Consider the following 26,323-nt stretch of genomic DNA (forward strand, 5'->3'; position numbering starts at 1 on the left):
GGTAGTTGAATGATTAGGAGAATTTTTGCCTTATTGCTCATACTCCTGGGCGTGTTTATATTTCTGTATCCTACTTTTAATGATCGATATGAAAGCTATCAACAACAAAAGATCTTGAAGCAGTGGCAAGACAATATGCAAGCGTTGGACCAGGTAATCCCGGAGGAGAGTGTGGAGATCAATTTTGACAGTGCGTTGAAGGCTACACAAGTGGGTGAAACTGCGACTGAACCTGCTGTTGCGACTTCGTCGGGCACACTAGTGATGGCTATGCCTACAAGTACAAGTAGCTCGCATGTGAATGTCGTGACGACACCAAAACCTGCACCCATAAAGCCGAAGAACATAGAGGGGGTTCTTAGTATTGATGTTATTGATTTAAAGCTGCCGATCCTGACAAATGCGACATTGGACAATATGAAGATTTCTGTCGCTAGTATAGTAAATACAGGGAAGGCAGGTGCGGTAGGAAATTATGCAATAGCTGGGCATCGGAATTTGACCTATGGCAAGAACTTCAACCGGTTAGATGAGGTCGCGCTTGGTGATTTGATTGGGGTAGATACAGGGAACAAGAAGTTTGTGTACAAGGTGGAAGAAAAGCTATATGTTCTCCCAACTGATGTGTGGATGTTAGAGGGTAACTCCAGTGATCGGGAGATTACGTTGATTACATGTGATCCTATGGTTAATCCGACACACCGATTAATTGTGAAGGGGAAACTAGTAGAATAGTTAAATGATTTCAGATACAAAGGGCATATAATTAATTATTTAAAATAAAATATTGAATTAACTGATGTCAAAAATGATACATTTTGTATCTAAATAGGGAGGATCCTGTTTTCATGAAAATGAAAAATAACACATCTGAATGGAGGTCTGGAGAGATAAGACAGAAACAGACGAAGGCCTTACTGATTGCTTTACTTATGTTTATGCAGTGCATGTATGGAATTACCTTGTCTAGCAAGGTAAATGCAACTGAAATATCAGGCAACATCCTGGATAGTGTCACGTTGGCGGTATACGATAGTAACGGTCAAGTCGTCACGGGGAATGTGTATGATCAGAATGCCCAAGCGAAGCTGGACTACACCTGGTCTTTGCCCAATAGTCATGGCTACCATAACGGGGATACGTTTACTTTTACCTTGCCGCAGGAGTTCCTATTGTTTAATGATGTGAGCGGCGCCCTCGTCACGGGTGATAGCTCCACAGTGGGAACTTTCTATGCCGATAAGGACAGCCATCATGTGGTGATTACGTTTAACCAATTTATAGAGAGTCATGATGATCTGAAGGGTACAATCAGCTTTCTTACGAAATTCAATAAAAGTCAAATTACGGGAAGTAATGAGCAAACGATTGTAATCCCTGTTCGTAGCGGTGATCAGATTATTACCGTAAAGTTCAGGCCTACCGTGGAATCAACAATTAGCAAATCGGGTGTTCCCCGAGGATACAATGCGAAGTCGATTGATTGGACGGTGGATGTCAACAAATCCCTGGACACTGTTCAGGATGCCGTCGTAACGGATCGGATCGTTGAGGGATTATCTGCGCCAACAGATGTCAAAGTCTATTCATTGAATGTGCAACTGGATGGCTCTGTTACACAAGAGGCAGAACTGGATAGCAGTCAGTATACGATGAGCACAGCAGGAGGCAGTTTAACAGTTTATTTCACAAACCACCCGATCACGTCAGCTTACCGGATCAAGTATTTAACGGATATTACTGACCTGAGCAAGTCGTCATTCACGAATACAGCTAAGTTTGGGGGAAGCTCTACACCGGCTGTTGAAGCGACGTCAACAGTTGCGGTGCATCGTGGAAGTATGCTCAGGAAGGAAAATACGGATTATCAAGCGAATCAGCAGAAAATATCTTGGAGCGTTCTTTACAATGGTGGAGAGGTTTCCATTAGTGAAGAAAACGCTTATATCATAGACACCGTAACCGTACCGCATCAACTTGTGGATGGATCACTTCATGTGTATCAGGTCACTTTTGATGCGTCGGGTAATGAGATTCGCGGTGCCATGCTGCCAGCAGCTCAATACACGATTACGCCAATAGGGGTGGAGGGCAATGTCTTTAAGCTGAAATTTGAAATGGCTATCTCTAGCGCGTACCGAATTGATTATGAAACCCAAGCCACTCGTCCGACTATCGATGATACTACCATCACGAATGAAGTGACTACATGGACTGAGGAGCATAACTCAGCTTCACAGAATATTTCTCAAGTAGGTATTATTAAAAACTTAGGTGCGTTTGACTATAGTGAGAAGAAGGTAGGTTGGAAAATTGAGTTAAACGGCAACAGTCAGGTTATGAATCATGTTGTTGTGAAGGATACGTTCCCTAATAAGGGCATGTATTTTTTAGAAGATACGTTGGTCATAACCAAGGGAAATGAGTCGCTGCATAGTCCCGCTGATTACACTTTGAACAATAGTGTAAGTAAGTATGAAGGCTTCACAATAAGCTTCACTAACGAGCTGACAGTGCCAGTCATCATCACCTATCAAACTAATTTTAACTTGGATTGGTTTGAACCCACTGGAAGTGCTGCGAGTTTCCATAATACGGCTCAGATGAATTGGATTTCGACGAATGAAGTGGAGTATTCGAAGACAGTTGGAGCGGGTTTCTACCCACGAGATGAATATTATTACAATGGCTTTAAATATGGCGATTATGATCTGGCAAACAAAGAGCTGACTTGGACAGTAGGGATTAACTACAGAGAGAAAGAGCTTGCTTCAGCGAGAGTTGAGGATGTCCTACAAGACAATCAGAAGCTGGTTGAGGGCTCACTCGTCGTGTATAACATGGTCGTTTCTGCAGATGGTGACCCTTCGCTGGGCACAATTGTAGATACTTCCCTCTACGGGATAAGCATTGAGGATCAGAACAAGCTTGTTGTAACGTTCCACGACCCGATTTCGGCAGCTTATACAATTGTGTTTAAAACAAGTTTGGAGGGCCAACTGATCCCTAGCACAGTTGCAAATAAGGCTAAAGTGTTCGATGGGCAAACTCAGGTATACAGAGATCTTATAGCCACTGTAAATATCCCACATGGTGGGGAATATGTGAGTAAGAACGGCTCGCAAAGCGGAGATAAGATCAACTGGCAGATCACTGTCAATCAGGGCCAATCTAAGTTAACTGATGCGGAAATATACGATAGTCCATCCAGGAATCAAGTAGTACTGCCGGACTCCTTCCATTTGTTTGGCATGTCAGTTGCCGCCAATGGCTATTTGACGAAGGACGTCGAATTAGTGAAGGGTATCGGTTATACGGTTAATATACAAACGGATGCAGAAGGAAATCAGACGTTCCGATTAAGATTCACGAATCCTATCTCCACAGCTTATGTGTTGGAATATCAGTCTGCCATTGCAGCTCGCGATCAAGAAGCTGTAACCAATGTCGTAAGTTTTAGCGGTAAGAACGTGACAACCATCACGAAAGAAACCGTTAAAGAAATTGTGGTCGGCGTATCCACTGGTTCAGGCACGGGTACTGGTGTCCGCGGGTCTTTAGAAGTGAAAAAGGTTGATGCCACGAACAGAGAATTACCTCTTAGTGGTGCTACCTATGAGCTGTACCGAAAGTCCGGTGAAACGAAATATTTAATTCAGACGCAAACGACGAATGAAACAGGCACAGCCCTTTTCCAAGGACTGCTTGCTGGTGACTATGTGATTAAGGAAATCGCAGCTCCTAGTGGGTATACCCTAGATGGAGGTGACCAACCATTCACGCTGCAATCGGCAGAGAATAAAAAGGTGACGTTAATTAACAGCAGGTCACCAACGCCAACGCCAACGCCAACACCAACGACGCCAACGCCAACACCTAGTGTAACCCCAAGTCCGTCGATTACGCCGAGCCCGAGTCCGAAGCCATCACCGCCCGTGGTAACGGTTCCGTCGCCTAAACCCTCGGATCCAGTTGTAGTGGTAACGCCAAGCCCAGAGCCTGCAACACTGCCGGTAACTGGGGAATCCAGTCATTTGTATGTGAGGCTGGCTGGTCTTACATTCGTGCTATTTGGAATTATGCTAGGAAGGAAGATCCGTAGAAAGCGCTAAGTCATGTTCGTCGTCATCCAATAAAAGTGAAGTGCAAGAAGCAGGGGGATCCCCCCTGCTTCTTCGTGCTTATCTCAGCATGAATGCTTTAAACATACTTTCGCTAATCTATGATTAGACACTCTCGCAAATGGAAAAACTAGGATATGAAACTACTGGAGAGCTAATCTTATCGGCCAGGGAGGCAGAAGTTCATGATGAAACAAATATTATTAATTACAGACGGTTGTTCCAATGTTGGCGTAAGTCCCGTAATTGCGGCAGCTCAAGCGCAAGCAGAAGGTGTTGCAGTGAATGTCATCGGTGTAATTGATCATGGGGAACTAGGGGTGCTAGGCTCTGAAGAGATTCGAGAGATTGCTGCAGCAGGCGGCGGGATGAGTCGAATTGTTAATTCCGAGCAGCTATCGCAAACGGTGCAAATGATGACCCGCAAAACCGTTAACGCGACCATCCAGCACGCCGTAGGCAAGGAACTGCAAAGCATATTAGGGTTTTCTCAAATTGAGCAATTGCCTCCTGAGAAACGTGCTGAAGTCGTTCAAGTGATTGATACTATGAGTGAAACCACGTCTCTGCGTGTTGCCCTTTTAATAGATGCAAGTGCGAGTATGAAGCCGAAGCTTGCCGCGGTACGCGAAGCGATTCATGACCTTTTGCTTAGTCTAAGAGCTCGCAGTGGCGTGAGTGAGCTCGCTGTTTTTCATTTTCCATCAACCAAAAAAAGTGATCAAGAGCTAGAAATGGATCACGGATGGACGAATCAGCTTGCAAATGTCGACAAGATGTTCTATAAAATAAACATGAAGGGTACGACGCCAACTGGTCCAGCGCTGCTGCAAACATTGCAGTTCGTGACAGAAAAGCCTTTCTCACCAAAGACGACTGAAGAAGGGATGCTAAGTGACTACGTGGTATGATGAGGCCTTTCGCCCAGGGTCAGAAATTAAGGGGAAGTGGAATGGCCATGTGTACGTGGTCGAGCGCTTATTAGGCGCAGGTTCAAATGGTATTGTAGCTCTTGTGCGACGAGGAAACGCGAAATTTGCGCTGAAAGCAGGATATGAAACGGTAGATCATCAATCAGAGATCAATTCCTTGTTGGCGATATCCCTGAAAGAGAATTCATTTAAGAATTTTTTGATTGATGCCGATGATATGATCGTTCAAGGAAAGGGAATATCCTTTTATGTCATGCGATACATTGAAGGCGTGACCCTTTCCGAATTTATACATAAACGTGGTCAGGATTGGATGTATGTGATTGGCACGAACCTTTTACGGAAGCTTACAGAAATCCATAGAAGTGGTTACGTATTTGGGGATTTGAAGGGCGAAAACATGATTGTGTCTAACTATGGCAATGTGGACCTCATTGATTTCGGAGGCGTAACATCAAAGGGGCGAGCGATTAAACAACTAACGGAAGTCTACGATCGCGGGTTTTGGAGCATGGGGGAGCGGATTGCGGAGGAAAGCTATGATCTATTTTCATTTGCCATTCTACTATTAAAAACACTAGATCATCGCAAGCGCTTTGCAGGCTTCATCAAAACACTACCTCAGAATCGAGAGATAGATCAATTAGCGGCGATTATGCGCGAAAATCCAGTTGCTGCTCAGTTAGCTCCCTTTTTGAATAAAGCCTTACGCGGCGAGTTTAGCACTTCGGAGGAAGCGATTGTTTATTGGAGGAAGCTGATGGCAGGTAAGAAGGTCGCACAGTCGACGTTAACAATGCCGTGGCTCAAAATATGCTTTGCTGCATCCATTGTTATTTTTGGAGCAACGATTTATATGTATTGGTAGGGTTCGATAGAGAATGGCAGAAAGGAATGTGAGATGGAAACGGATCTGGTTGCCAGAGTGGAAAGACGAATTGTGGAACAAAAACTTGCAGATCCAGGGGATGTGATGATCGTCGCAGTATCAGGGGGACCTGACTCAGTGGCGCTATTGCATGTCCTGTTTCGTCTTGCAGATACCTATTCGTGGTCGATTGTTGTTGCCCATCTGAATCATCAATTTAGAGGATTGGAATCGGATGCAGAAGCAGATTTTGTGGCGGAGCTTTCGGCGGGGCTGGGGCTTCCATGCGAAATAGGTGTCATCGATGTTCCTGCCTATATAGAGGAAGCTTCCTTAAACGGGCAAGTGGCAGCACGTGAGAAAAGATATGAATTTCTCCATCAGGTGGCTGCTAAATACGGCGCACATCGGATCGCGTTGGCCCATCATGCCGATGATCAAGCGGAAACGATGCTGATGCGAATCCTGCGAGGGACAGGCCCCTCGGGGCTAGTTGGGATGCCGGAACGCAGGCGTGAAAAAAAAGTGGAACTGATTCGTCCTTTTTTACGTATATACAAATCAGATATTGTGAATTATTGCGCTCAGCATGAAATTACCTATTGTAAGGACAGTAGCAATGAGCTGCGGAAGTATTTCCGCAATCAGATTCGGCTAGATCTTATGCCAATGCTGAAACAGTATAATGAACAACTTCCAGAGTCACTCAATCGATTGACGGATGTGATGCAAGCTGAGAATGATTATTTGGATGCAGAAACTGAGAAGGTTTTTCGCCGAATTGTGACATTTCAGTCTAACTTCTACCGCTTGGATCGGTGTGATCTCGCCGAGCTTCACGTTGCTTTACAAAGGCGTTTGATTAAATTAATATTAAACTGTCTTTGTTTGGAAAGGGAACGGCTGGTATTTACACGAATTGAGCGTGTACGTGAGTTAATTGTTAAAGATCAGATGTCGAATCAAGTCCTTCAGGTGGATGAACAGGTTTATATTGTGAGAGAATATGGATCTATTCGATTTCAGAACTTCGCTCCAGATCCCCAGCCGTACTTGTACGAGATTGGTCTTGAGGCGGATGAACTGAACCTGCCGGAAATGAACGCCAAATTGATCTACTCATGGACGCCTTTAAGCTCGTATGAGGAAGCCGATCTATTTTCAGCTACAACGGACGCTTTTTTGGATTTAGATCAGGTAGAATTGCCGCTCTATATTAGAAACCGCAGATCGGGTGACCGATTGGAACCTCTTGGTTTAAACGGGTCCAAAAAAGTAAAGGATATGTTCATTGATGCCAAAATGCCGCCAACTAGACGCGAGGTCATCCCAGTACTGGTTGACGCTTCCGGGAAGATTCTCTGGATTGCTGGATTTCGTAGGTCCAAACACGCAATGGTCGGACCTGACACAGAACGTGTGCTTCATATGAAGCTAGTGCTGCAGGAACATACGTAAATTTCGTTCTTCTAGAATGTAAATTTATTAGGATTCATAATATAAAATCTAGGGGGTTCATCCTTGTACAGCGACATTCAAGAAGTACTTTACAGTGAAGAACAAATTCAAGGCAAGATCAAGGAATTAGGGGAATTGCTTTCCGCTGATTACGAAGGCAAGAATCCATTAGTTATTTGTGTACTGAAGGGCGCTTTTATTTTCATGGCGGACCTTGTGAAACAAATTCGAGTACCTTTAGAAATTGATTTTATGGCGGTATCCAGCTACGGTCAATCTACGAAATCATCTGGTGTAGTGAAGATTATCAAAGATCTTGATGTACCAGTGGAAGGACGTCATATCCTTATCGTAGAAGACATCATCGATAGCGGTTTAACGCTCAGTTATCTGATAGATGTGCTAGAACGTCGCAATGCGAAGACAATTTCGGTTGTTGCGCTGTTTAATAAACCAGCACGAAGAACAGTGGAGCTTGAGCCTGATTATGCAGGTTATGTGCTTCCGGATGAATTCGTTGTTGGATATGGTCTGGATTATGCAGAGAAGTATCGTAACCTTCCATTTATCGGCATATTAAAACCAGAAATCTATTCGAGCTAGTGTCACGTTCCAGAAGCGCACGAATGCAGCAGTGTTGTAGCGCTTTACCGGAATGTGGTAAAATAATAATTGTGTGCCGTTTGAGAGGAGGCTCGTTATGAATCGAATTATCCGGAATACCGGCTTTTATTTGCTTATATTTTTGGTAACCGTGGGGATTGTTCATTTCATCAGTACGCAAAATGAACAGAAGGAGTTAATCACTTACGATAAATTCCGACAAGCAGTAGTCAACAAAAATGTAGAGTCTGTTTCAATTAAGTTCGACGGGTATAGCTACTCAATTAAGGGTAAGTATATTAGCCCGCCTAACGGCGCGGATAAGAAGAGCTTCGAAACACACGCTCCTTATGAACCGTTAGTCGTACAAATGATTGAAGCGAACGGCGTACCAACGGAAGAGTACGGGCCGATGGAACGCGACAGCGTTTGGATTAGCTTTCTTACGTCCATTATTCCATTCGTCATTATCTTCATTTTGTTCTTCTTCTTATTGAATCAAGCGCAAGGCGGCGGCGGCAAAGTGATGAACTTCGGCAAGAGCCGTGCGCGTCTGTATAACGAGGAGAAGAAGCGTGTCACATTCGAAGATGTGGCAGGTGCAGATGAAGAGAAGCAAGAATTGATCGAGGTTGTTGAGTTCTTGAAGGATCCTCGCAAGTTCGCGGCAGTTGGTGCTAGAATTCCTAAGGGTGTTCTTTTGAATGGTCCTCCGGGAACAGGTAAAACGCTGCTAGCTCGTGCAGTTGCTGGTGAAGCAGGGGTTCCGTTCTTTAGTATCTCCGGTTCTGACTTCGTTGAGATGTTCGTCGGTGTCGGCGCATCCCGTGTTCGTGACTTGTTCGAGAACGCGAAGAAGAACTCGCCTTGTATTATATTTATCGATGAAATCGATGCGGTTGGTCGTCAACGTGGCGCTGGTTTAGGCGGCGGACATGACGAGCGTGAGCAAACGCTCAACCAATTGCTTGTTGAAATGGACGGATTTGGTGCGAACGAAGGTATAATCATCGTAGCGGCGACCAACCGCCCAGATATCCTTGATCCTGCTTTATTGCGTCCAGGTCGTTTCGATCGTCAAATCACGGTTGATCGTCCGGATATCAAAGGCCGTGAAGCAGTATTGAAAGTTCATGCACGTAACAAACCTCTTGCTAAAGATGTGAAGCTAGATTCACTTTCACGTTATACAACTGGTTTTACGGGTGCTGACCTTGAGAATCTATTGAATGAAGCTGCTTTGATTGCAGCGCGTCGTAATCGTAAAGATATTTCGATGGCTGAAGTAGAAGAAGCATTTGATCGTATTATCGTGGGTACACAAAAGAAAAGCCGTATCATCTCTGAAACTGAGAAACGTATTGTAGCGTACCACGAAGCGGGACACGCGATTATCGGTTATCATGCAGAGAATGCGGACATGGTTCATAAGGTTACGATTGTTCCTCGCGGACGCGCTGGTGGTTATGTGATGATGCTGCCTAAAGAAGGCGAAGATCGTATGATGCAAACGAAGAACGAGCTTCTGGACAAAGTAACTGGACTCCTTGGCGGTCGTGTTTCCGAAGAATTGTTCATCGGGGAAATTGGCACAGGCGCATACAGCGACTTCCAGAAAGCAACAGGAATCGTTCGTCGCATGATTATGGAATACGGAATGAGCGATAAGCTTGGACCGATGCAGTTCGGTAGCTCACAAGGTCAAGTATTCTTGGGCCGTGACATCGGGCACGAGCAAAATTATAGTGATGCGATTGCATACGAGATCGATCAAGAGATGCAAAGCTTTATTCGTACCTGCTATGAGCGTGCTCGCGCGATTCTTACGGAGCATGCGGATCAAATTCATCTCGTTGCCAAAACATTGCTTGAGAAAGAGACGTTGGATAAAGATGAAATCATCGAACTTTTGGAAAAGGGCAAGCTTACCGCTAGTTCCGACGAAGATGATGTGAAAGTCAATATTCAGGGTCAAAGCCAAGCTAGCGAGAGCAATAAGCTAGAATTTGACAAAGAAAAAGAAGTTAAAGAGATCAAACCGGATCAAACAGAAGAGTAAGTTGCGATATGAACTCGGAAATCCGTTGTACACGTCAAGTGTGCGCGGAATTCCGAGTTTTTTCAATGTATTTGCGCATTGACAGGCGATGTGAGAATGTGTAAATTAGTTGTAAATCTCTAATTTTATTGCTTTTTGATCATACTACTTTTAGATAGACGATGAGACCATTCTTACGTCCCAGATAGGGGAGGAAGCACCATGGAAGCCTTAGCATTAGAACGCAAAGCGGAACAAAACCGCGAGCTCAAAGAACGGCTGTTGCAATTGAAGAAAGAACGGAATGCTATTATTCTTGCTCATTATTATCAGCGTGACGAAGTTCAAGAGGTAGCGGATTTTCGAGGGGACTCCTTCTTACTTGCTCAGAAGGCCGCGCAAACCGATGCCGATGTCATCGTATTCTGTGGTGTTCATTTCATGGGGGAAAGTGCGAAGATTCTTGCGCCAAATAAGACGGTGATTATTCCAGACGAACGTGCTGGCTGCCCGATGGCAGATATGGTGAATGTTGAAGGTCTGCGTGCCCTTAAACGTCAGCATCCCAAAGCCAAGGTTGTTGCTTACATCAATACGTCGGCCGATGTGAAATCGGAAACAGATATTTGTTGTACCTCTGCGAATGCGATCAATGTCATCAATTCCGTCGATTCAGATGAAATTATCTGGGTACCGGATAAAAATTTGGGTGACTATGTATCAAAATTCACAAGCAAAAAAGTGATCATCTGGGAAGGCTACTGCAACACGCATGATATGCTGACCGTTAAAGATGTGGAAGAAATGAGAGCACAATATCCGAACGCACAGTTCGTTGTTCACCCAGAATGTCGCCCAGAAGTAGTGAAGTTAGGGGACTTTGTAGGTAGCACGACTGCGATTATTAAATATTGCAAAGAGTCCGACTGCCAAGAGTTTATCGTTGGAACTGAAGACGGAACTGGTTATCAGCTTCGTCTGGATAGTCCTAATAAGAAATTTCATTTTGCAACCAAGTACTTGGTGTGCCCGAACATGAAAGTGAATAATTTGAAGAAAATCGTGAAATGTCTTGAGACGATGCAACCAGAGATTTATGTACCAGAAGACGTAGCCGATAAAGCAAGATTGTCCTTAGAGCGCATGTTACAAGTTAAGTAGCATGCGCTACTCTCTTGTCCGTGAATAGGTGCCCTCGTGAAGCAAGGATAGTATCGGATCCAAGGATGAGTTCATCATGGACGAGCTATCGTTGCTTTACGAGGTATTAATGGTGAAGAACAGGTGAAACGTCATGATTCCTAGATATCTCGTAGATGTTGATTTAGATTCTATTCCTCATATACATACAGATGTAATTGTTATTGGTGCAGGCATTGCTGGACTTTTCACGGCTCTGCGTGCTAGCGAGAATAAAAAAGTCCTTATGATTACGAAGAAATCCCTCCTTGATAGCAACACACGCTACGCGCAAGGTGGGATTGCCGCCGTCATTTCAGACGAAGATTCACCTGAGTACCACCGTCAGGATACGATAATCGCAGGAGCGGGTCTCTGCTCATCAGACGCTGTTGATGTCCTAGTGCATGAAGGGCCTGATGGCGTGCAGGATTTGATCCGTATGGGAACTCAGTTCGATTTAGAGAACGGGGAGTTTGCTTTAACCAAGGAAGGAGCGCACAGTCAACGTCGTATCTTGCACTCGAATGGCGATGCGACAGGTGCGGAAATTGTCAGAGCTCTTTCGGAGCGTACGAAGCAAGATCCGAATATCGAAATTTGGGACGATCACTTCGTGATTGACCTAATTACCCAAGATGGTGAATGCTACGGCGCACTCGTTCAGAAGCCAGGTGGACAGCGCGTGTTTGTGCGCGGCAACGCCACGATCCTTTGCTCCGGTGGCGCGGGACAGCTGTTCCGCTACACAACAAACCCAGATATCGCCACAGGTGACGGGATTGCCATAGCACACCGTGCAGGGGCACAAATTCAAGATGTGGAATTCATTCAGTTCCATCCAACAGCGCTATGCTATCCGGGCGCACCGCGGTTTCTGATTTCCGAAGCGGTGCGGGGCGAAGGCGCCTATTTGCGTAACATCAAAGGAGAACGCTTCATGGAGCGTTATCATCCCCAGCTTGAGTTAGCGCCGCGAGATGTGGTTGCACGCGCGATCGTGGATGAGATGGAAAATTGCAAATCAACCTTCGTCTATATCGACATTACACACGAATCGGAAGAATTAATTAAACATCGTTTCCCAACGATATATGAATACTGTTTGAATTATGGGCTCGATATGAGCACCGATTGGATTCCGGTTGCCCCAGCAGCGCACTATATGATGGGTGGCGTGAAGACGGACTTGCACGGAGAAACACAGGTGCGTCGTTTATTTGCCTGCGGAGAAGTGTCTTCTACAGGCGTACATGGCGCCAACCGCTTAGCGAGTAATTCTTTATCAGAAGCGGTTGTATTCGGTCGCAGAATCATTGAACGGATTCAAGAGCTGCCTGCACTCCAAGGAGACATTCAGATCCGTGCGGCATCGGAAGCTCTGCGTACAGAGATCCCGAATCAAGCGGTTGTTGAGAAGAGGCTCAAGCTTCAGAAAATCATGCTCCGTTATGCAGGTCTCAAGCGCGCTGCCAAAGGATTGCAAAAGGGGCATGAAGAGCTGGCGAGACAACTGTCGATTTTTGATTCGTTGATGACGAAACGTGAAGAATATGAGTTTGCTAACTTACTCAACGTAGCCCTTTTAACAACGACTGCAGCTTTAACTCGTGAGGAAAGCCGTGGAGGCCACTATCGAGAAGATTTCCCGGATCGGGATGACTTGGTATGGAAGAAGCATATTGTTTTCCAGCGCGGGGAAGATAGGATTGAGGAGTGGATTTAGCATGTTAGAAATAAATATGGAATTAGTTCGGAAGCAAATTCGCCTTTGGCTTGAAGAAGATATCGGCACAGGCGATGTCACGACTCTGACAACAATCCCTTTGGAACAAGTATCCAAAGGGATTATCCACGTCAAAGAAGACGGAATCGTTTGTGGGCTTCGTATCGCGCAGGAGGTTTTTGCGGTAGTCGATGCTTCTCTTCGTTTTGAAACAAAAGTGGTCGAAGGATCGTCTGTTCATAAAGGGACCATACTAGCTGAAGTGGAAGGTAATACACGGAGTATCCTATTGGGCGAGCGATTAAGTCTGAATTTGATGCAACGATTGTCGGGGATCGCCACGAAGACGCATGAATTTGTAACCGCGTTAGATGGTTTACCTACAAGATTAGTGGATACCCGTAAAACAACGCCTGGGCACAGATTGCTCGAGAAGTATGCCGTGCGCGTTGGGGGCGGCTATAATCATCGTTTTGGTCTTTATGATGCGGTGATGATTAAAGATAACCATATTAAAGGCTCAGGTGGTATCACCCAAGCGGTTCAAGCGGCTCGTCAGAATATTCCTCACACGATGAAGATCGAGGTGGAAGTTGAAAACTTCGAGCAGCTTCATGAGGCGCTCCAAGCAGGAGCTGATATTATCATGCTGGACAATATGGTACCGGTCAAAATGAAAGAAGCAGTTTCGATAATTAAAAACAAAGCGCCGCATATTGTAGTAGAAGGGTCAGGTTCGGTCACCCCGCAAACGATTAAGGCCATGGCGGAGACGGGTGTGGACGTGATTTCCGTTGGACGACTGACGTACTCGGTAGCAGCGCTCGATATTTCATTGGATCTGAATGAGCGGAAGGAGACTGCACTATGATTCTCGTTATCGATGTCGGGAATACGAACATTGTGCTAGGCCTCTACCAAGAACGTACGCTCTTGTATCATTGGCGTGTGAGCACGAATCGTTCCGCTACCGTTGATGAGTATGGCATGCAACTGCACAGTTTGTTCCAGCACTCGGGCATTACCTTTGCACAAGTAGAAGGTGTCATTATTTCATCTGTCGTGCCCCCGTTGATGAATGCCATGGAAAACCTATGCTTACACTACTTGAAAAGGGTGCCATTTATCGTAGGACCTGGGATCAAAACGGGACTGAATGTCCGTGTGGACAATCCGAAGGAAGTTGGCGCGGATCGCATCGTGAATGCGGTGGCGGCACTGGAGCTATATGGAGCTCCATGTATCATTGTCGATTTCGGTACAGCTACAACGTACGATTACATTGATTCATCTGGGCAACTTGTGGGATGCGCCATTGCGCCTGGCATTGGGATCTCAACGGAAGCATTGTATCAAAAGGCGGCGAAGCTGCCTCGTATCGAGCTCGTTAAGCCGAAAAGTGTCGTCGGCCGAAATACCGTCGCTGCAATGCAAGCCGGAATTATTTATGGCTATGTTGGCCAGGTGGACGGGATCGTAGAGCGAGTTATTCAAGAGTTTAATGTGAATCCAACGGTCATTGCAACGGGGGGATTAGCAGAGCTCATTTCCAGTGAGTCACGGACGATTCAAGTCGTCAACCCATTGCTTACTTTACAAGGCTTACAAATGATTTATGAGAAAAATGCCTAAGCTGTTTAAGGAAGGAATTTGGACATGAGTGATTATTTAATTCGAGGAACAGCGCTAGAGGGGCGTGTACGTGCTTTCGCTGTTCAGACGACTCTCCTAACAGAAGAGCTTAGTCAAAGACATCAAACGACGCCGACGGCGACAGCCGCTTTGGGTCGAACTGCTGCCGCGGCTCTTCTTATAGCTGCCATGCTCAAGGGAGAGGAACATCTCATTGTGCAAGTCAAAGGGGATGGCCCTATCGGTCAAATCGTTGTTGATGCGAATGCAAAGGGTGAAGTGCGTGGATATGTAGATAATCCCTTGGTGGATCCGCCACTCAAAGAGAACGGCAAATTAGATGTTGCTGCTGCGGTCGGGACAGACGGTTTTTTATACATAACGAAAGATCTAGGGATGAAGGAGCCTTATAAAGGAAGCGTTCCTCTAATCTCAGGTGAATTGGCAGAGGATTTCACCTATTACTTTGCAAAATCTGAACAAACACCTTCTGCTGTCGCACTTGGCGTATTGGTGAATACAGATCATACAATCCTTGCTTCAGGCGGCTTCGTGATTCAACTGCTCCCGGGTTTGACAAATAGTGAGATCGATGAGATCGAAGCGATGTTAGGACGAATCCCAACCTTCACGAACATGTTAGGTGGCGGATTGGATCTAGAAGAAATTTTACAAACCGTACTCCCATCCTTCCGTAAGCTCGACGAGATGGACGTCATGTTCCGTTGCAAATGCAGTCGGGCGAAAGTGGAATCTATTTTGATTTCCTTAGGCAAGCAAGAACTTCAAGAAATACTGGAGGAAGAAGGAGTTGCGGAAGTCGTCTGTCATTTCTGCAATGAAGCTTACCGGTATGAAGGGGAAGATTTGCAACGGATGATTGATCTGTAAGCGTGGGTGATCTGCTTGATTTAGCTAGTGAACACAGGTGCAAGCAGCAATATGGAAGTAAAAGAGGGAAATAGGATGCGCAATGTAAAGCGATTGTGGGGAGTCATCATCGCGATGTCGATATGTATACTCGTGCTCGCATCCTTGCTGATCAGTCATGCCATCAACCAATCAGAACCAAGACAATCACCAGAGCCCGAACAGCAGGGTGAGAATAAGAATACACGAGTTGTCGCCAAAATTGGAAATCGGGAAATTACCATGGAAGAGCTCGAAACAGCGCTCGCGCACCATTATGGACCAGAGCAGCTAGGTCAAATGCTAGACCGTGAAGTGATTCGCCTAGAAGGAAATGAGTCGGGAACAAAGGTAGAGAGTGCGGAAATCAACCGTGAGTTGAAAAGGATGCAGCAAGGGTACGAAAGTGAACAACAATTTTATGACTCTATGCAAAGTCAGCTGGGGATGTCGGAGCAGGAAATCAAAGAGGATGTATCGAATAAGTTGTTACTTGAGAAGCTAGCAACGGCCTCCATTCACATCACGGATACTCAGGTCGAGACATACATAACGATACATGCAGATGAGTTTAAGCAAGAAACGGAATACAACATTCAGCAGATCATTGTATCCACGAAGGAGCAAGCGACGAAGGTCATTGCGGAGCTGGCCAAAGGGGTGAGCTTTGCGATCCTTGCCAGAGATCGATCAATTGATGATGCAACCAATAACTCCGGTGGTGTTTTGGGTTGGATTGAAGGCGACGATCCTTTTGTAGAGGCGCCTGTCTTGGAGTCAGCGAAATTGTTGAAGGTTGGCGAAGTGAGTAAGCCCATACCTGTTTCACAGGGGTTTGCGGTCGTCTTACTTAAGGATCGACGGGACAAAAAGAACCCGGATCTGGTGTTCATACGGGAGAATGTGCGCAGAGAGCTTGCGCTGCAACAAGCGCCTCCATTGAAAGATTTTGTCGCGCAGTTACGAAGTAAATGGAAGGTAAGTGTAGTAGATTCGACGCTCCGATAAGAGAATGTGAAAATTTGGTTGACAACCTGTAAACGCATTGATAAGATTAGATTCATTAATACCAACCATTTAACTCGGAAATCATTCAATACTCAATCTGGAGGGGAAATATTATGGCAAGATTAGTACAGAGCATTACGGATTTGATTGGAGATACACCGCTAGTTCGTTTGAACCGTGTTGTTCCAGAAGGCAGTGCAGAGGTTTATGTGAAATTAGAGTACCAAAATCCAGGTGCTAGTGTTAAAGACCGTATTGCCATCTCCATGATCGAAGTAGCTGAGCAAGAAGGTAAATTGAAACCAGGCGACACGATTGTAGAACCGACCAGTGGTAACACAGGAATCGGGATTGCTCTAGTCGCAGCAGCAAAAGGATACAAAGCAATCCTTGTTATGCCTGAAACCATGTCCTTGGAAAGACGTAACCTGCTTCGCGCTTACGGTGCACAACTGGTTCTAACTCCAGGAGCAGAAGGCATGAAGGGTGCAATTAAACGTGCGGAAGAGCTTCAAGCGGAGAATCCTTCTTACTTCATTCCACAACAATTTAAGAACCAAGCGAACGTGAAAGTTCACCGTGAAACAACAGGACCGGAAATCGTGGAAGCGATCAACGCTCATGATGGTAAACTGGATGCTTTCATCTCTGGTATCGGTACAGGTGGAACAATCACAGGTGCGGGTGGCGTTTTGAAAGAAAACTTCCCGAACATCAAAATTTACGCAATTGAACCTTCGGCATCCCCAGTTCTTTCTGGTGGTAAGCCAGGTCCTCATAAAATTCAAGGTATTGGCGCAGGCTTTGTTCCAGATATTTTGAATACGAATGTGTACGATGAAATTATTACGGTTGAGAACGAAGATGCGTTCGAAACTTCACGTCGTGTTGCCAAAGAAGAAGGTATTCTTGGCGGAATTTCCTCCGGTGCAGCGATTTTCGCAGCATTGAAGGTTGCTAAAGAGTTAGGCGCTGGCAAACGTGTTGTTGCTGTCGTTCCAAGTAACGGTGAGCGTTACCTTTCAACGCCTTTGTACCAATTCGAAGAGCAATAAGATCGAATCGCATGCAAAAGAGATCAAGCCTTCAGCTATTACAGCTGGGGCTTTTTTTCTGTATAGGGTTGGAGTATACTAATGGACAACGAAAGAACGGATTTTTCACTAAGGAGCGCAAGTAATGATTTTAACAACAATAGAACAATGGCAGGACTGGTCCTCCACTTCCACCTCCACGATGCTGCCGTATGTAATCAAATTAGGACTGGCAGATGATCGGATCGCCTCATGGCAAGACGCGTGGAAAGAAGCTTCGCCAGACTCTTTCGTGCTCGAAAGCGGAAAAGGCGGTCGGTATACGCACTTTGGGCTGCATCCCTTTTCGACGGTTCGCGGTACAGGCTTGGAAGCAGAAATCACGAACACGAACTGGGCGATATCTCGCGTTCAAGGCAAGCCGCTCGACATCGTCAAGCAATGGATGTCTGCCTACCGTAGTCCGAAAGTCCAAGGTGCACCCAAATTTGTCGGAGGCTGCGTAGGCTACTGGAGCTACGATGTGATTCGCACCATCGAGAAGCTGCCGGAGCAATCGCAGGATGATCTGCCGATCCCTGACTACAGCTTCGCTATGTATGATCAGGTGTGGACCTTGGATCACACCGAGAAGAGTCTCTTCATCGCGGTGCACATGCCATTCGAGCAAGGTGCAGACCTCGCGGCGCTCTACGCGCAGGCGCACGCTCGCGCCGAAGCGATGCTCGTCCGCTGGCACGCGATCCGCGCCGGCAACTGGTCCGGCACACCGCTGAGCGGTGCCGACCAACCAGCGATGGCGCGCGAGCAGCTGCACATCGACGTCGAGAGCATCGCAGGCATCCAGCCTGCGTTCGACAAGACCGCCTACATGGCTGCGGTGGAGCGCATCCAAGCCTACATCTCCCAAGGTGACGTGTTCCAAGTCAACTTGTCCGTAAGGCAGAGCCGGCAGCTGCGCACGACGCCGGAGGAGATCTACGAGGCGCTGCGCATCGTCAATCCCTCGCCCTATATGGGCTTGCTGCGCTTCGCAGGCTTCGCCCTTGTCTCCGGCTCGCCGGAGCTGCTCGTGCAGCTTGAGGACGGCATCCTGCGGACGCGTCCTATCGCTGGCACGCGCCCGCGCGGCAAGGACGAGCAGGATGATCTGCGCCTAGCCGGCGAGCTCATCAACAATGACAAAGAGCGCGCCGAGCATGTCATGCTGGTCGATCTCGAGCGCAACGACCTGGGCCGCATCTCGCGATATGGCTCCGTCCATGTGAAGGACTTCATGGTCATCGAGTACTATTCCCATGTGATGCACATCGTCTCCGAAGTCGTAGGCGAATTGGCGGAAGGGAAGGACGCTTATGATGTCATTGCGGCGACCTTTCCTGGAGGAACGATCACGGGCGCACCGAAGATTCGCTGCATGGAAATCATTGAAGAACTAGAGCCGGTTCGTCGCGGGCCCTACACAGGTTCGATGGGATGGATTGACTATAATGGCAATATGGAATTTAATATTATTATACGCACGTTAGTAGCGGTTGATGGGATGGGCCATATTCAAGCGGGAGCGGGGATCGTTATTGATTCCATCCCAGAGCGTGAATACATCGAATCCTTGAACAAAGCCAAAGCGATGTGGAAAGCAATCGAGTATAGCGAGCGGAGCATGAGCCGAGCTTAAGCCCGAGTGGGGCTGACGAAAGGGGAGCTTAGAATGATTTTAGTGATTGATAATTATGATTCGTTTACGTACAACCTTGTGCAGTATTTGGGAGAGATCGGAGAGGAAGTCGTCGTTCGTCGGAATGACGAGATTGACTTGGCAGGTGTCGAGGCGCTCGCGCCAGACCATATCTTAATTTCTCCAGGGCCTTGCACGCCGAATGAAGCTGGAATTAGCTTATCACTGATTGACCATTTTAAAGGGATCATCCCGATTTTCGGTGTTTGTCTCGGACATCAATCCATTGGCCAAGCCTTCGGTGGCGATGTGATTCGCGCAGAGCGCTTGATGCACGGCAAAACCTCGGAGATTTTCCACGACGGCAAAACCTTATTCGAAGGACTTCCGTCACCTTTCATCGCAACACGTTATCATTCTTTAATCGTCAAAACAGAAACATTACCAGATTGTCTGGAAATCAGCGCACAAACGGCTGAAGGCGAAATCATGGCTTTGCGTCATAAAGAGTATCCGATCGAAGGGGTTCAATTCCACCCCGAATCGATCATCACGCAGCATGGTCACCAAATGCTTCGCAATTTCCTTCGTCGCACAGCCAAGTCGGGGGTTTAACAGACGTATGATCATCTCCATCAATGGAACTTTAGTCCAAGAAACAGAAGCCGTGGTCTCCGTATACGACCACGGTTTTCTGTACGGGATCGGTTTGTTCGAGACGTTTCGAACCTATAACCGTAAGCCTTTCCTGCTCGCTGAGCACCTTCGTCGTCTAACCGATGGGTGCCAAGAGCTGCGCATCATCTATGAGCCTAATCTTGACAAGCTAACAGCTCAAATCGAGCAACTACTCCAGGTCAACAACCTGGATGATGCTTATATTCGGTATTCACTTTCTGCAGGTGTGGAAGCACTTGGTCTGCCGTCCGACAACTACACCCATCCACAGGAAATCATCTACATCAAACCGTTACCTCCAAAGGATGAACGAACCTATCTTCAAGGCAAAGCGCTGCAACTGCTTAAGCTGCCTCGCAATACACCAGAAGGCTTGTACCGATTCAAGTCCTTTCATTATATGAACAACATTTTGGCCAAAAGAGAGCTGGGGCAATACCCGTGGGCAACTGGGGCAGAGGGCCTTATGTTATCTGAAGATGGCTATGTGGCCGAAGGGATCGTCAGCAATCTCTTTTTTGTCAAAAATGACACCCTCTATACACCATCACTTGATACAGGTATCTTGCCAGGCATCACGAGAGGGCATGTCATAGCGTTAGCGCAGCAATTACAGCTACTCATACAGGACGGTCTGTACCGTTGGGAAGATCTCGTCGATGCGGACGAAGTATTTCTCGTAAATTCTATTCAAGAAATTGTACCAGTCACCACCTTGTACACGCCGAATGGACAAGCTTACACCGTAGGCACAGGGTCTCTAGGTCTTATAACCCGCCAACTGATTCAACATTACGTTTAGCATGGGGCAATGAGTAGGCTCTAAGCGAACTAACAGCAACGAACAGGAAGTGAACCTAAGATGAATGTGTTATCCTGCAGAGGACACGAATTGCCCATTGGTGATCGAACGATCATAATGGGCATATTGAACGTAACGCCAGACTCCTTTTCGGACGGCGGCAGCTATAAACAAATCGAAGATGCGGTTAGCAAAGCCCATCAAATGGTTGCAGAAGGCGCAGATATCATCGACATTGGCGGGGAATCTACACGACCAGGTGCGGCAACAGTCACACTAGATGAGGAGCTGCAGCGTGTTATCCCCGTAATTCAGGCCATCAGTCGTGAACTGAGCATTCCGATTTCAATCGATACCTACAAAGCGGAAGTAGCTAGACAAGCCCTTGAAGCAGGGGCCCATATCATCAATGATGTATGGGGCGGACAAGCGGATCCTGACATGGCAGCAGTAGCAGCGCAATATGATTGTCCATTTATCATCACGCATAATCGAATAAGCTCAGAATATGTCGATTTTCTTCAAGACGTATGTGGGGATCTGCAAAAGTATACAAACGAAGCTATCGGAGCAGGAGTTAAGCCTGAACGCATCATTCTCGATCCCGGCATTGGCTTCGCCAAATCCTATGAGCAAAATCTCTACCTAATGAACAACTTGCGTTTGATCGCAAATCTGGGATATCCGGTCCTTTTGGGCACTTCCCGTAAAAGTGTCATAGGCCTAACCCTCGGGTTGCCTCCCGAAGAGCGCCTTGAAGGTACAGCTTCGACCGTCGTGCTAGGCATTGCGCAAGGTTGCCACATCGTTAGGGTCCACGATATCCAAGCGATGAAACGACTAGCTGTTATGACCGACGCGATTATTCGCAGCAACATTTAACCCCTGGAGGTTTCTACTATGGATAAAATCACGCTATCCCGCATGCAATTTTTTGGCAATCACGGTGTGTTCCCTGAAGAAAATACGCTGGGGCAACGCTTCTACGTTGATGTAGAGCTGATGCTCCCTTTAGATAAAGCTGGAAAGACCGATGATTTGACCCAAACCGTCCATTACGGAGAGGCTTTCTTCCTAATCAAAGGGATTGTTGAAGGGCGTACGTACAAATTAATCGAGGCATTAGCAGAAAATATTGCATCCGAGCTCCTGCATACTTATACTAGTATCAATGAAGTGACGGTTCGCGTTATCAAGCCGCATCCGCCCTTTGCCGTTATTTTTGACGGCGTTACTATAGAGATCAATCGAAAGCGGGCATTGGAATGACAGCCGAAGAACGAGAACGAACCATAGCTTATGTCGCATTAGGCTCCAATATTGATAATCGTGAACATTATTTGCAGGGTGCAATTGCAGCGCTGAATGAGGAATCGGGGATAACGGTGACGCAACTTTCCAGCATCTATGAAACCGAGCCTGTAGGCTATGTGGATCAATCTGCTTTTCTAAATATGGTTATTCAAATTCATACTGACTTATCGCCTGAAGCGTTATTGGTTACCTTGCTTGCCATCGAGAATCGTCTGGGTCGGACGCGCGACTTGCGTTGGGGACCTCGAACGATTGATTTGGATCTGCTCCTATTTGGTGACAATCGGCTAACGACCCCCGACTTGATCATTCCGCATCCGCGGATGCATGAGCGGGCTTTTGTATTGGTGCCCCTATCTGAGGTTCTCTACGCGCGGCAGGACGCTCTATTTGAATCTATCTCTGCACACTTGGAGAAACTGGAAGGAAAGGAAGGCGTCATCCTATGGAAAAAAGCTCAATAGCACAGCGCATTCGCGCTTTTCGTAAATTAAAAGGCTATACCCAGAGTGAGCTGGCTGATTTGTTAGGCGTATCCATTGCCATATTAGGGGCGATTGAACGAGGAACACGCAAGCCGGATAATAAAATGATTCTAAATATTTCGCAAGTTCTTAATATAGAACCGGATGAGTTAGTTGCGGTAGTTGTGAAATGAGAGGAGTGGAATCTTCGGTGCTGAAAATAGGAAATGTCGAAGCTCCCAATAGAGTTGTGTTAGCCCCAATGGCGGGCGTATGTAATCCAGCGTTTCGATTAATCGCCAAAGAGTTTGGTACAGGCTTAGTCTGTGCTGAAATGGTTAGTGATAAAGCGATTGTTCACGGCAACACACGCTCTATGGAGATGTTGTATGTCGATGATCGTGAGAAACCGCTGAGTCTTCAGATATTTGGAGGCGACACGGATACGTTGGTTCAGGCGGCTAGAATTGTTGACCAACATACGAATGCCGATATTATTGATATCAACATGGGATGCCCTGTTCCCAAAATTACGAAATGTGACGCGGGAGCAAGATGGTTGCTCCAACCGGATAAAATCGAAGCGATGATCGCCACAGTTGTCGCGGCAGTTAGTAAACCGGTTACGGTCAAGATGCGTATTGGGTGGGACTCTGATCATATTTATGCCGTAGAAAATGCGAAAGCTGTCGAAAGAGGCGGCGGCAGCGCCGTTAGTGTACACGGACGTACACGTGAGCAACTCTATACAGGGAAAGCGGATTGGAACATTATCCGTGATGTTAAACAAGCTCTTTCTATTCCGGTTATCGGGAACGGTGATGTTGTGACACCAGAGGATGCGAAACGTATGTTGGACGAAACCGGTGTAGACGGTGTCATGATTGGACGTGGAGCATTAGGCAATCCATGGATGCTGTACCGTACGGTTCAATACCTAGCGAATGGTACATTACCTCCAGAACCTTCAGCAGAAGAGAAAATTCGCATTGCGATTTTGCATATGGATCGACTGATCGCACTCAAAGGTGAGCATGTTGCCGTGAAGGAAATGCGCAAACACATGGCTTGGTACCTCAAAGGAATGACGGGAGCGGCCCGCGTGAAGGATGTCATTATGGAAACCTTGAAGCGGGATGAAATGGTTCGTACATTAGACGAATATGTCGAGCATCTTGCGACAAGTTCCGCGTCTGGGGCAGCGGAGGAATCGGCCGTGCTGCATTAAAAACATGCAGCAATGGTTGACATTGACATTTTGAAACCGTTGCAATATAATCAGTCAATATTAATGTGTTCCTGCATATATTGAAAGACTAACGAGTAAGCAACTTATTATGAAACGTGAATTCATACTACTTGAATCAGCTCTATAAAGACCCAACTCCTAGCAGGAAGCATCGATTCAACGATATGAAAATCTTTCACATGACGGGAGATCAGTTGGCAATGGCTGAAAAAGAGGTCATTCTTACACCAGTAGGGCTACGGAAATTAGAGGATGAGCTTGAGCATCTGAAATCCGTGAAACGCCGAGAAGTCGCGGAAAGAATTAAGGTTGCCATCGGTTATGGCGATATTAGTGAGAACTCCGAGTACGAAGACGCGAAGAATGAGCAAGCCTTCATTGAAGGTAGAATCATTACTTTAGAAAAAATGCTGCGCAATGCGCGGATTATTAATAACGATGAAGTCGATATTAACACAGTAAGTGTTGGGTCGATTGTAACACTGAAAGATTTGGAATTCGGCGATTTGGTAGAATACAACATTGTAGGTTCGGCTGAATCCGATCCGTTGCAGAATAAGATTTCCAATGAAAGCCCTGTGGGTAGAGCTATTCTAGGCAAGCAAAAGGGCACCAACGTTGATGTTGTAGTACCTGCTGGCGTCATTCAGTATCAAATTATTGATATTAAAAAGTAGCGTGCAGCCGCAAGCCTTTTGGAAAGCTTCCCTCAGGAAGCTTTTTTCCGTTCACAGACTTAACTAATGAGTAGGAGATGAAATAATGAGTCAGGAACTAGAGTTAAATGAGCTGCTCGTGATCAGACGCAACAAATTGGACGAGCTTCGCGGTCTCGGTGTCGATCCATTTGGGAGCAAATTTGAAAGAACGCATGCAGCGGGTGATATTCTTACTGCTTATCAAGAGATGAGCAAAGAAGAATTAGATGAAGCCAACGTAGTAGTCCGTATTGCTGGGCGTATTATGCAGAAGAGAAGCATGGGCAAGGCTAGCTTCGCACATCTGCAAGATATCACAGGTAAAATTCAAATCTATGTGCGTGAAGATGCGCTGGATGCAAACATATATAAAGCTTTTGATATTCTCGATCTAGGCGATATGGTAGGGGTAGAAGGTGTTGTTTTCAAAACGAAGACAGGCGAAACCTCGATTAAAGTGAAATCACTTGAGGTATTGACGAAATCTTTGCTTCCGCTGCCGGATAAATTCCATGGCCTTAGCGATGTTGAGCTGCGCTATCGTCAACGGTATGTCGATCTGATTATGAATCAAGATGTGCAAAAGACGTTTATTCTTCGTTCCAAAATCATTCAATCCATGCGTCGTTATTTAGATTCCTTAGGCTATTTAGAAGTAGAAACACCAACCTTACATTCGATTGCAGGCGGCGCTTCAGCACGTCCTTTTAACACGCATCACAATGCGCTGGATATGCAGCTTCATATGCGTATTGCGATCGAGCTTCACTTGAAACGTCTTATTGTTGGCGGACTAGAGAAAGTATACGAAATCGGTCGCGTATACCGTAACGAGGGTATCTCTACGCGTCATAATCCAGAGTTTACGATGATTGAGCTGTATGAGGCATACGCAGACTACAAAGATATCATGAAGCTGACAGAAGAGCTTGTTGCTCATATCGCGCAAGAGGTGCTTGGACAGACGACAATTCCTTACGGAGATCATGAGGTTGATTTAGCTGTGGGCTGGAGACGTGTATCCATGGTGGATGCGATTAAAGAAGTCACAGGTGTAGACTTTAGTGTCCATATGACCAACGAGCAAGCGCATGGCTTGGCCAAAGAGCACAAAGTTTCTGTTGAGCCGCATATGACATTCGGTCACATTGTAAATCAGTTCTTCGAGACTTTCGTTGAAGAGACGCTGATTCAGCCTACGTTCATTTATGGACATCCATTAGAGATTTCTCCGCTTGCCAAAAAGAACCCTGAGGATCCGCGCTTTACGGATCGTTTTGAGCTCTTTATCGTAGCGCGTGAGCATGCTAATGCCTTTACAGAGCTTAATGATCCAATCGATCAAAGAGAGCGCTTTGAAGCGCAGCTGCGTGAAAAAGAACAAGGGAATGATGAAGCGCATGAAATGGATGAAGATTTCATCCGCGCTCTTGAGTACGGAATGCCACCAACGGGTGGTCTAGGTATAGGGATCGACCGTTTGGTAATGCTATTGACGAATGCACCATCGATTCGTGATGTCTTATTATTCCCGTTGATGCGTGAGCGCCAAGGCGAATAATTTCTTCGTTTCGGGGCACCATTCGGTGCCTCGATTTTTTTTGAAATTAGTACTTGCAAAGTGTGTGGCGTCTGTGGTATCTTATAAAAGTTGCCGCTGAGGACAACACGAGAAACATAAGAAACACAACAAATACAACTCGAAATTAAGAGTTGCAAATAAAAACTCAGTGTGGTATATTGGTCTTCCGGCTTTCGAAAGAGAGCAGGTGGGACAAGAGTGATTGATCTTTGAAAACTGAACAACGAGTGAGTAAGCACGAACGAGAAATCGTTCAAAAAAGAGATTGCAAAATCTCGCTAGCAACGCAAATGAGCAATTAAGCTTTCAGATATACGGACAAGCAATTGTCCAAACTATTATGGAGAGTT

General features: G+C 46.2%; 24 protein-coding genes. All 24 read left to right on the forward strand.

The window, feature by feature from the left end; genetic code table 11:
* The first annotated feature begins 9 nt into the window (after positions 1-9).
* The gene (locus tag AC58PQ_RS26830) at positions 10-735 is read left to right on the forward strand and encodes a class D sortase (RefSeq protein WP_497246994.1); all 726 of its coding nucleotides are present in this window, start codon (positions 10-12) and stop codon (positions 733-735) included.
* A 113-nt stretch (positions 736-848) separates the two neighbouring features.
* The gene (locus AC58PQ_RS26835; RefSeq protein ID WP_497246996.1) at positions 849-4,112 is read left to right on the forward strand and encodes a collagen binding domain-containing protein; all 3,264 of its coding nucleotides are present in this window, start codon (positions 849-851) and stop codon (positions 4,110-4,112) included.
* Between the two features lie 197 nt (positions 4,113-4,309).
* Positions 4,310-5,032 (forward strand): vWA domain-containing protein, encoded by a 723-nt coding sequence (locus AC58PQ_RS26840; RefSeq protein WP_497247035.1) that lies wholly within the window; start codon positions 4,310-4,312, stop codon positions 5,030-5,032.
* Entirely contained in the window at positions 5,016-5,921 is a 906-nt protein-coding gene (locus AC58PQ_RS26845) for a protein kinase domain-containing protein (protein WP_497246998.1), read from the forward strand. Before AC58PQ_RS26840 ends, AC58PQ_RS26845 begins: the two co-directional genes overlap by 17 nt.
* Positions 5,922-5,954: 33 nt before the next feature.
* Positions 5,955-7,379 (forward strand): tRNA lysidine(34) synthetase TilS, encoded by a 1,425-nt coding sequence (tilS, locus tag AC58PQ_RS26850; protein ID WP_497247000.1) that lies wholly within the window; start codon positions 5,955-5,957, stop codon positions 7,377-7,379.
* A 63-nt stretch (positions 7,380-7,442) separates the two neighbouring features.
* Positions 7,443-7,982 (forward strand): hypoxanthine phosphoribosyltransferase, encoded by a 540-nt coding sequence (hpt, locus tag AC58PQ_RS26855; protein ID WP_497247002.1) that lies wholly within the window; start codon positions 7,443-7,445, stop codon positions 7,980-7,982.
* Between the two features lie 97 nt (positions 7,983-8,079).
* Entirely contained in the window at positions 8,080-10,041 is a 1,962-nt protein-coding gene (ftsH, locus tag AC58PQ_RS26860) for an ATP-dependent zinc metalloprotease FtsH (protein ID WP_497247004.1), read from the forward strand.
* A 201-nt stretch (positions 10,042-10,242) separates the two neighbouring features.
* Positions 10,243-11,181 carry a quinolinate synthase NadA gene (gene nadA, locus AC58PQ_RS26865; RefSeq protein ID WP_477593076.1) on the forward strand — a complete coding sequence of 313 codons (939 nt, stop codon included), beginning with the start codon at positions 10,243-10,245 and terminating at the stop codon, positions 11,179-11,181.
* 133 nt (positions 11,182-11,314) lie between these two features.
* Positions 11,315-12,925, forward strand: a complete 1,611-nt coding sequence (gene nadB / locus AC58PQ_RS26870) for an L-aspartate oxidase (protein WP_497247006.1) — start codon at positions 11,315-11,317, stop codon at positions 12,923-12,925.
* Between the two features lies 1 nt (position 12,926).
* Positions 12,927-13,796, forward strand: coding sequence for a carboxylating nicotinate-nucleotide diphosphorylase (nadC, locus tag AC58PQ_RS26875; protein WP_497247008.1), 870 nt, complete (start codon positions 12,927-12,929; stop codon positions 13,794-13,796).
* Complete coding sequence (locus AC58PQ_RS26880; RefSeq protein ID WP_497247010.1) at positions 13,793-14,557, forward strand: type III pantothenate kinase; 765 nt, start codon at positions 13,793-13,795, stop codon at positions 14,555-14,557. The genes nadC and AC58PQ_RS26880 overlap by 4 nt, the downstream gene beginning before the upstream one ends.
* Before the next feature lie 24 nt (positions 14,558-14,581).
* A complete protein-coding gene (hslO, locus tag AC58PQ_RS26885) occupies positions 14,582-15,448 on the forward strand; it encodes an Hsp33 family molecular chaperone HslO (protein ID WP_497247012.1) in 867 nt (288 codons plus the stop codon).
* A 75-nt stretch (positions 15,449-15,523) separates the two neighbouring features.
* Positions 15,524-16,474 (forward strand): peptidyl-prolyl cis-trans isomerase, encoded by a 951-nt coding sequence (locus AC58PQ_RS26890; RefSeq protein ID WP_497247014.1) that lies wholly within the window; start codon positions 15,524-15,526, stop codon positions 16,472-16,474.
* A gap of 113 nt (positions 16,475-16,587) precedes the next feature.
* Positions 16,588-17,529: a cysteine synthase A gene (gene cysK / locus AC58PQ_RS26895; RefSeq protein WP_477593070.1), complete on the forward strand. Its 942-nt coding sequence runs from the start codon at positions 16,588-16,590 to the stop codon at positions 17,527-17,529.
* 124 nt (positions 17,530-17,653) lie between these two features.
* On the forward strand, positions 17,654-19,186 hold the full coding sequence (locus AC58PQ_RS26900; RefSeq protein ID WP_497247016.1) for an anthranilate synthase component I family protein: 1,533 nt from the start codon (positions 17,654-17,656) through the stop codon (positions 19,184-19,186).
* Positions 19,187-19,219: 33 nt separating this feature from the next.
* Complete coding sequence (gene pabA / locus AC58PQ_RS26905; RefSeq protein WP_497247019.1) at positions 19,220-19,801, forward strand: aminodeoxychorismate/anthranilate synthase component II; 582 nt, start codon at positions 19,220-19,222, stop codon at positions 19,799-19,801.
* 7 nt (positions 19,802-19,808) lie between these two features.
* Positions 19,809-20,666: an aminodeoxychorismate lyase gene (gene pabC / locus AC58PQ_RS26910; RefSeq protein WP_497247021.1), complete on the forward strand. Its 858-nt coding sequence runs from the start codon at positions 19,809-19,811 to the stop codon at positions 20,664-20,666.
* A 60-nt stretch (positions 20,667-20,726) separates the two neighbouring features.
* Positions 20,727-21,548 carry a dihydropteroate synthase gene (gene folP, locus AC58PQ_RS26915; protein WP_497247023.1) on the forward strand — a complete coding sequence of 274 codons (822 nt, stop codon included), beginning with the start codon at positions 20,727-20,729 and terminating at the stop codon, positions 21,546-21,548.
* 18 nt (positions 21,549-21,566) lie between these two features.
* Positions 21,567-21,935, forward strand: a complete 369-nt coding sequence (gene folB, locus AC58PQ_RS26920) for a dihydroneopterin aldolase (RefSeq protein WP_497247025.1) — start codon at positions 21,567-21,569, stop codon at positions 21,933-21,935.
* The gene (folK, locus tag AC58PQ_RS26925; RefSeq protein ID WP_497247027.1) at positions 21,932-22,444 is read left to right on the forward strand and encodes a 2-amino-4-hydroxy-6-hydroxymethyldihydropteridine diphosphokinase; all 513 of its coding nucleotides are present in this window, start codon (positions 21,932-21,934) and stop codon (positions 22,442-22,444) included. The genes folB and folK overlap by 4 nt, the downstream gene beginning before the upstream one ends.
* A complete protein-coding gene (locus AC58PQ_RS26930) occupies positions 22,426-22,638 on the forward strand; it encodes a helix-turn-helix domain-containing protein (protein ID WP_497247029.1) in 213 nt (70 codons plus the stop codon). Before folK ends, AC58PQ_RS26930 begins: the two co-directional genes overlap by 19 nt.
* Positions 22,639-22,655: 17 nt before the next feature.
* Entirely contained in the window at positions 22,656-23,672 is a 1,017-nt protein-coding gene (dusB, locus tag AC58PQ_RS26935) for a tRNA dihydrouridine synthase DusB (protein WP_497247031.1), read from the forward strand.
* Between the two features lie 221 nt (positions 23,673-23,893).
* On the forward strand, positions 23,894-24,370 hold the full coding sequence (gene greA / locus AC58PQ_RS26940; protein ID WP_028557404.1) for a transcription elongation factor GreA: 477 nt from the start codon (positions 23,894-23,896) through the stop codon (positions 24,368-24,370).
* 85 nt (positions 24,371-24,455) lie between these two features.
* The gene (gene lysS / locus AC58PQ_RS26945) at positions 24,456-25,952 is read left to right on the forward strand and encodes a lysine--tRNA ligase (protein ID WP_497247033.1); all 1,497 of its coding nucleotides are present in this window, start codon (positions 24,456-24,458) and stop codon (positions 25,950-25,952) included.
* The last annotated feature ends 371 nt before the right edge of the window (positions 25,953-26,323 follow it).

It is taken from the genome of Paenibacillus sp. J22P143, from assembly GCF_059692035.1.

Coding starts and splice junctions, on each gene's coding strand:
- AC58PQ_RS26890 (WP_497247014.1), top strand. CDS start 15,524: ATGCGCAATGTAAAGCGATTGTGGGGAGTCATCATCGCGATGTCGATA.
- folB (WP_497247025.1), top strand. CDS start 21,567: ATGGATAAAATCACGCTATCCCGCATGCAATTTTTTGGCAATCACGGT.
- nadC (WP_497247008.1), top strand. CDS start 12,927: ATGTTAGAAATAAATATGGAATTAGTTCGGAAGCAAATTCGCCTTTGG.
- nadB (WP_497247006.1), top strand. CDS start 11,315: ATGATTCCTAGATATCTCGTAGATGTTGATTTAGATTCTATTCCTCAT.
- AC58PQ_RS26840 (WP_497247035.1), top strand. CDS start 4,310: ATGAAACAAATATTATTAATTACAGACGGTTGTTCCAATGTTGGCGTA.
- AC58PQ_RS26835 (WP_497246996.1), top strand. CDS start 849: ATGAAAATGAAAAATAACACATCTGAATGGAGGTCTGGAGAGATAAGA.
- folP (WP_497247023.1), top strand. CDS start 20,727: ATGAATGTGTTATCCTGCAGAGGACACGAATTGCCCATTGGTGATCGA.
- folK (WP_497247027.1), top strand. CDS start 21,932: ATGACAGCCGAAGAACGAGAACGAACCATAGCTTATGTCGCATTAGGC.
- AC58PQ_RS26930 (WP_497247029.1), top strand. CDS start 22,426: ATGGAAAAAAGCTCAATAGCACAGCGCATTCGCGCTTTTCGTAAATTA.
- AC58PQ_RS26830 (WP_497246994.1), top strand. CDS start 10: ATGATTAGGAGAATTTTTGCCTTATTGCTCATACTCCTGGGCGTGTTT.
- nadA (WP_477593076.1), top strand. CDS start 10,243: ATGGAAGCCTTAGCATTAGAACGCAAAGCGGAACAAAACCGCGAGCTC.
- lysS (WP_497247033.1), top strand. CDS start 24,456: ATGAGTCAGGAACTAGAGTTAAATGAGCTGCTCGTGATCAGACGCAAC.
- greA (WP_028557404.1), top strand. CDS start 23,894: ATGGCTGAAAAAGAGGTCATTCTTACACCAGTAGGGCTACGGAAATTA.
- ftsH (WP_497247004.1), top strand. CDS start 8,080: ATGAATCGAATTATCCGGAATACCGGCTTTTATTTGCTTATATTTTTG.
- cysK (WP_477593070.1), top strand. CDS start 16,588: ATGGCAAGATTAGTACAGAGCATTACGGATTTGATTGGAGATACACCG.
- pabA (WP_497247019.1), top strand. CDS start 19,220: ATGATTTTAGTGATTGATAATTATGATTCGTTTACGTACAACCTTGTG.
- AC58PQ_RS26880 (WP_497247010.1), top strand. CDS start 13,793: ATGATTCTCGTTATCGATGTCGGGAATACGAACATTGTGCTAGGCCTC.
- tilS (WP_497247000.1), top strand. CDS start 5,955: ATGGAAACGGATCTGGTTGCCAGAGTGGAAAGACGAATTGTGGAACAA.
- AC58PQ_RS26900 (WP_497247016.1), top strand. CDS start 17,654: ATGATTTTAACAACAATAGAACAATGGCAGGACTGGTCCTCCACTTCC.
- pabC (WP_497247021.1), top strand. CDS start 19,809: ATGATCATCTCCATCAATGGAACTTTAGTCCAAGAAACAGAAGCCGTG.
- hslO (WP_497247012.1), top strand. CDS start 14,582: ATGAGTGATTATTTAATTCGAGGAACAGCGCTAGAGGGGCGTGTACGT.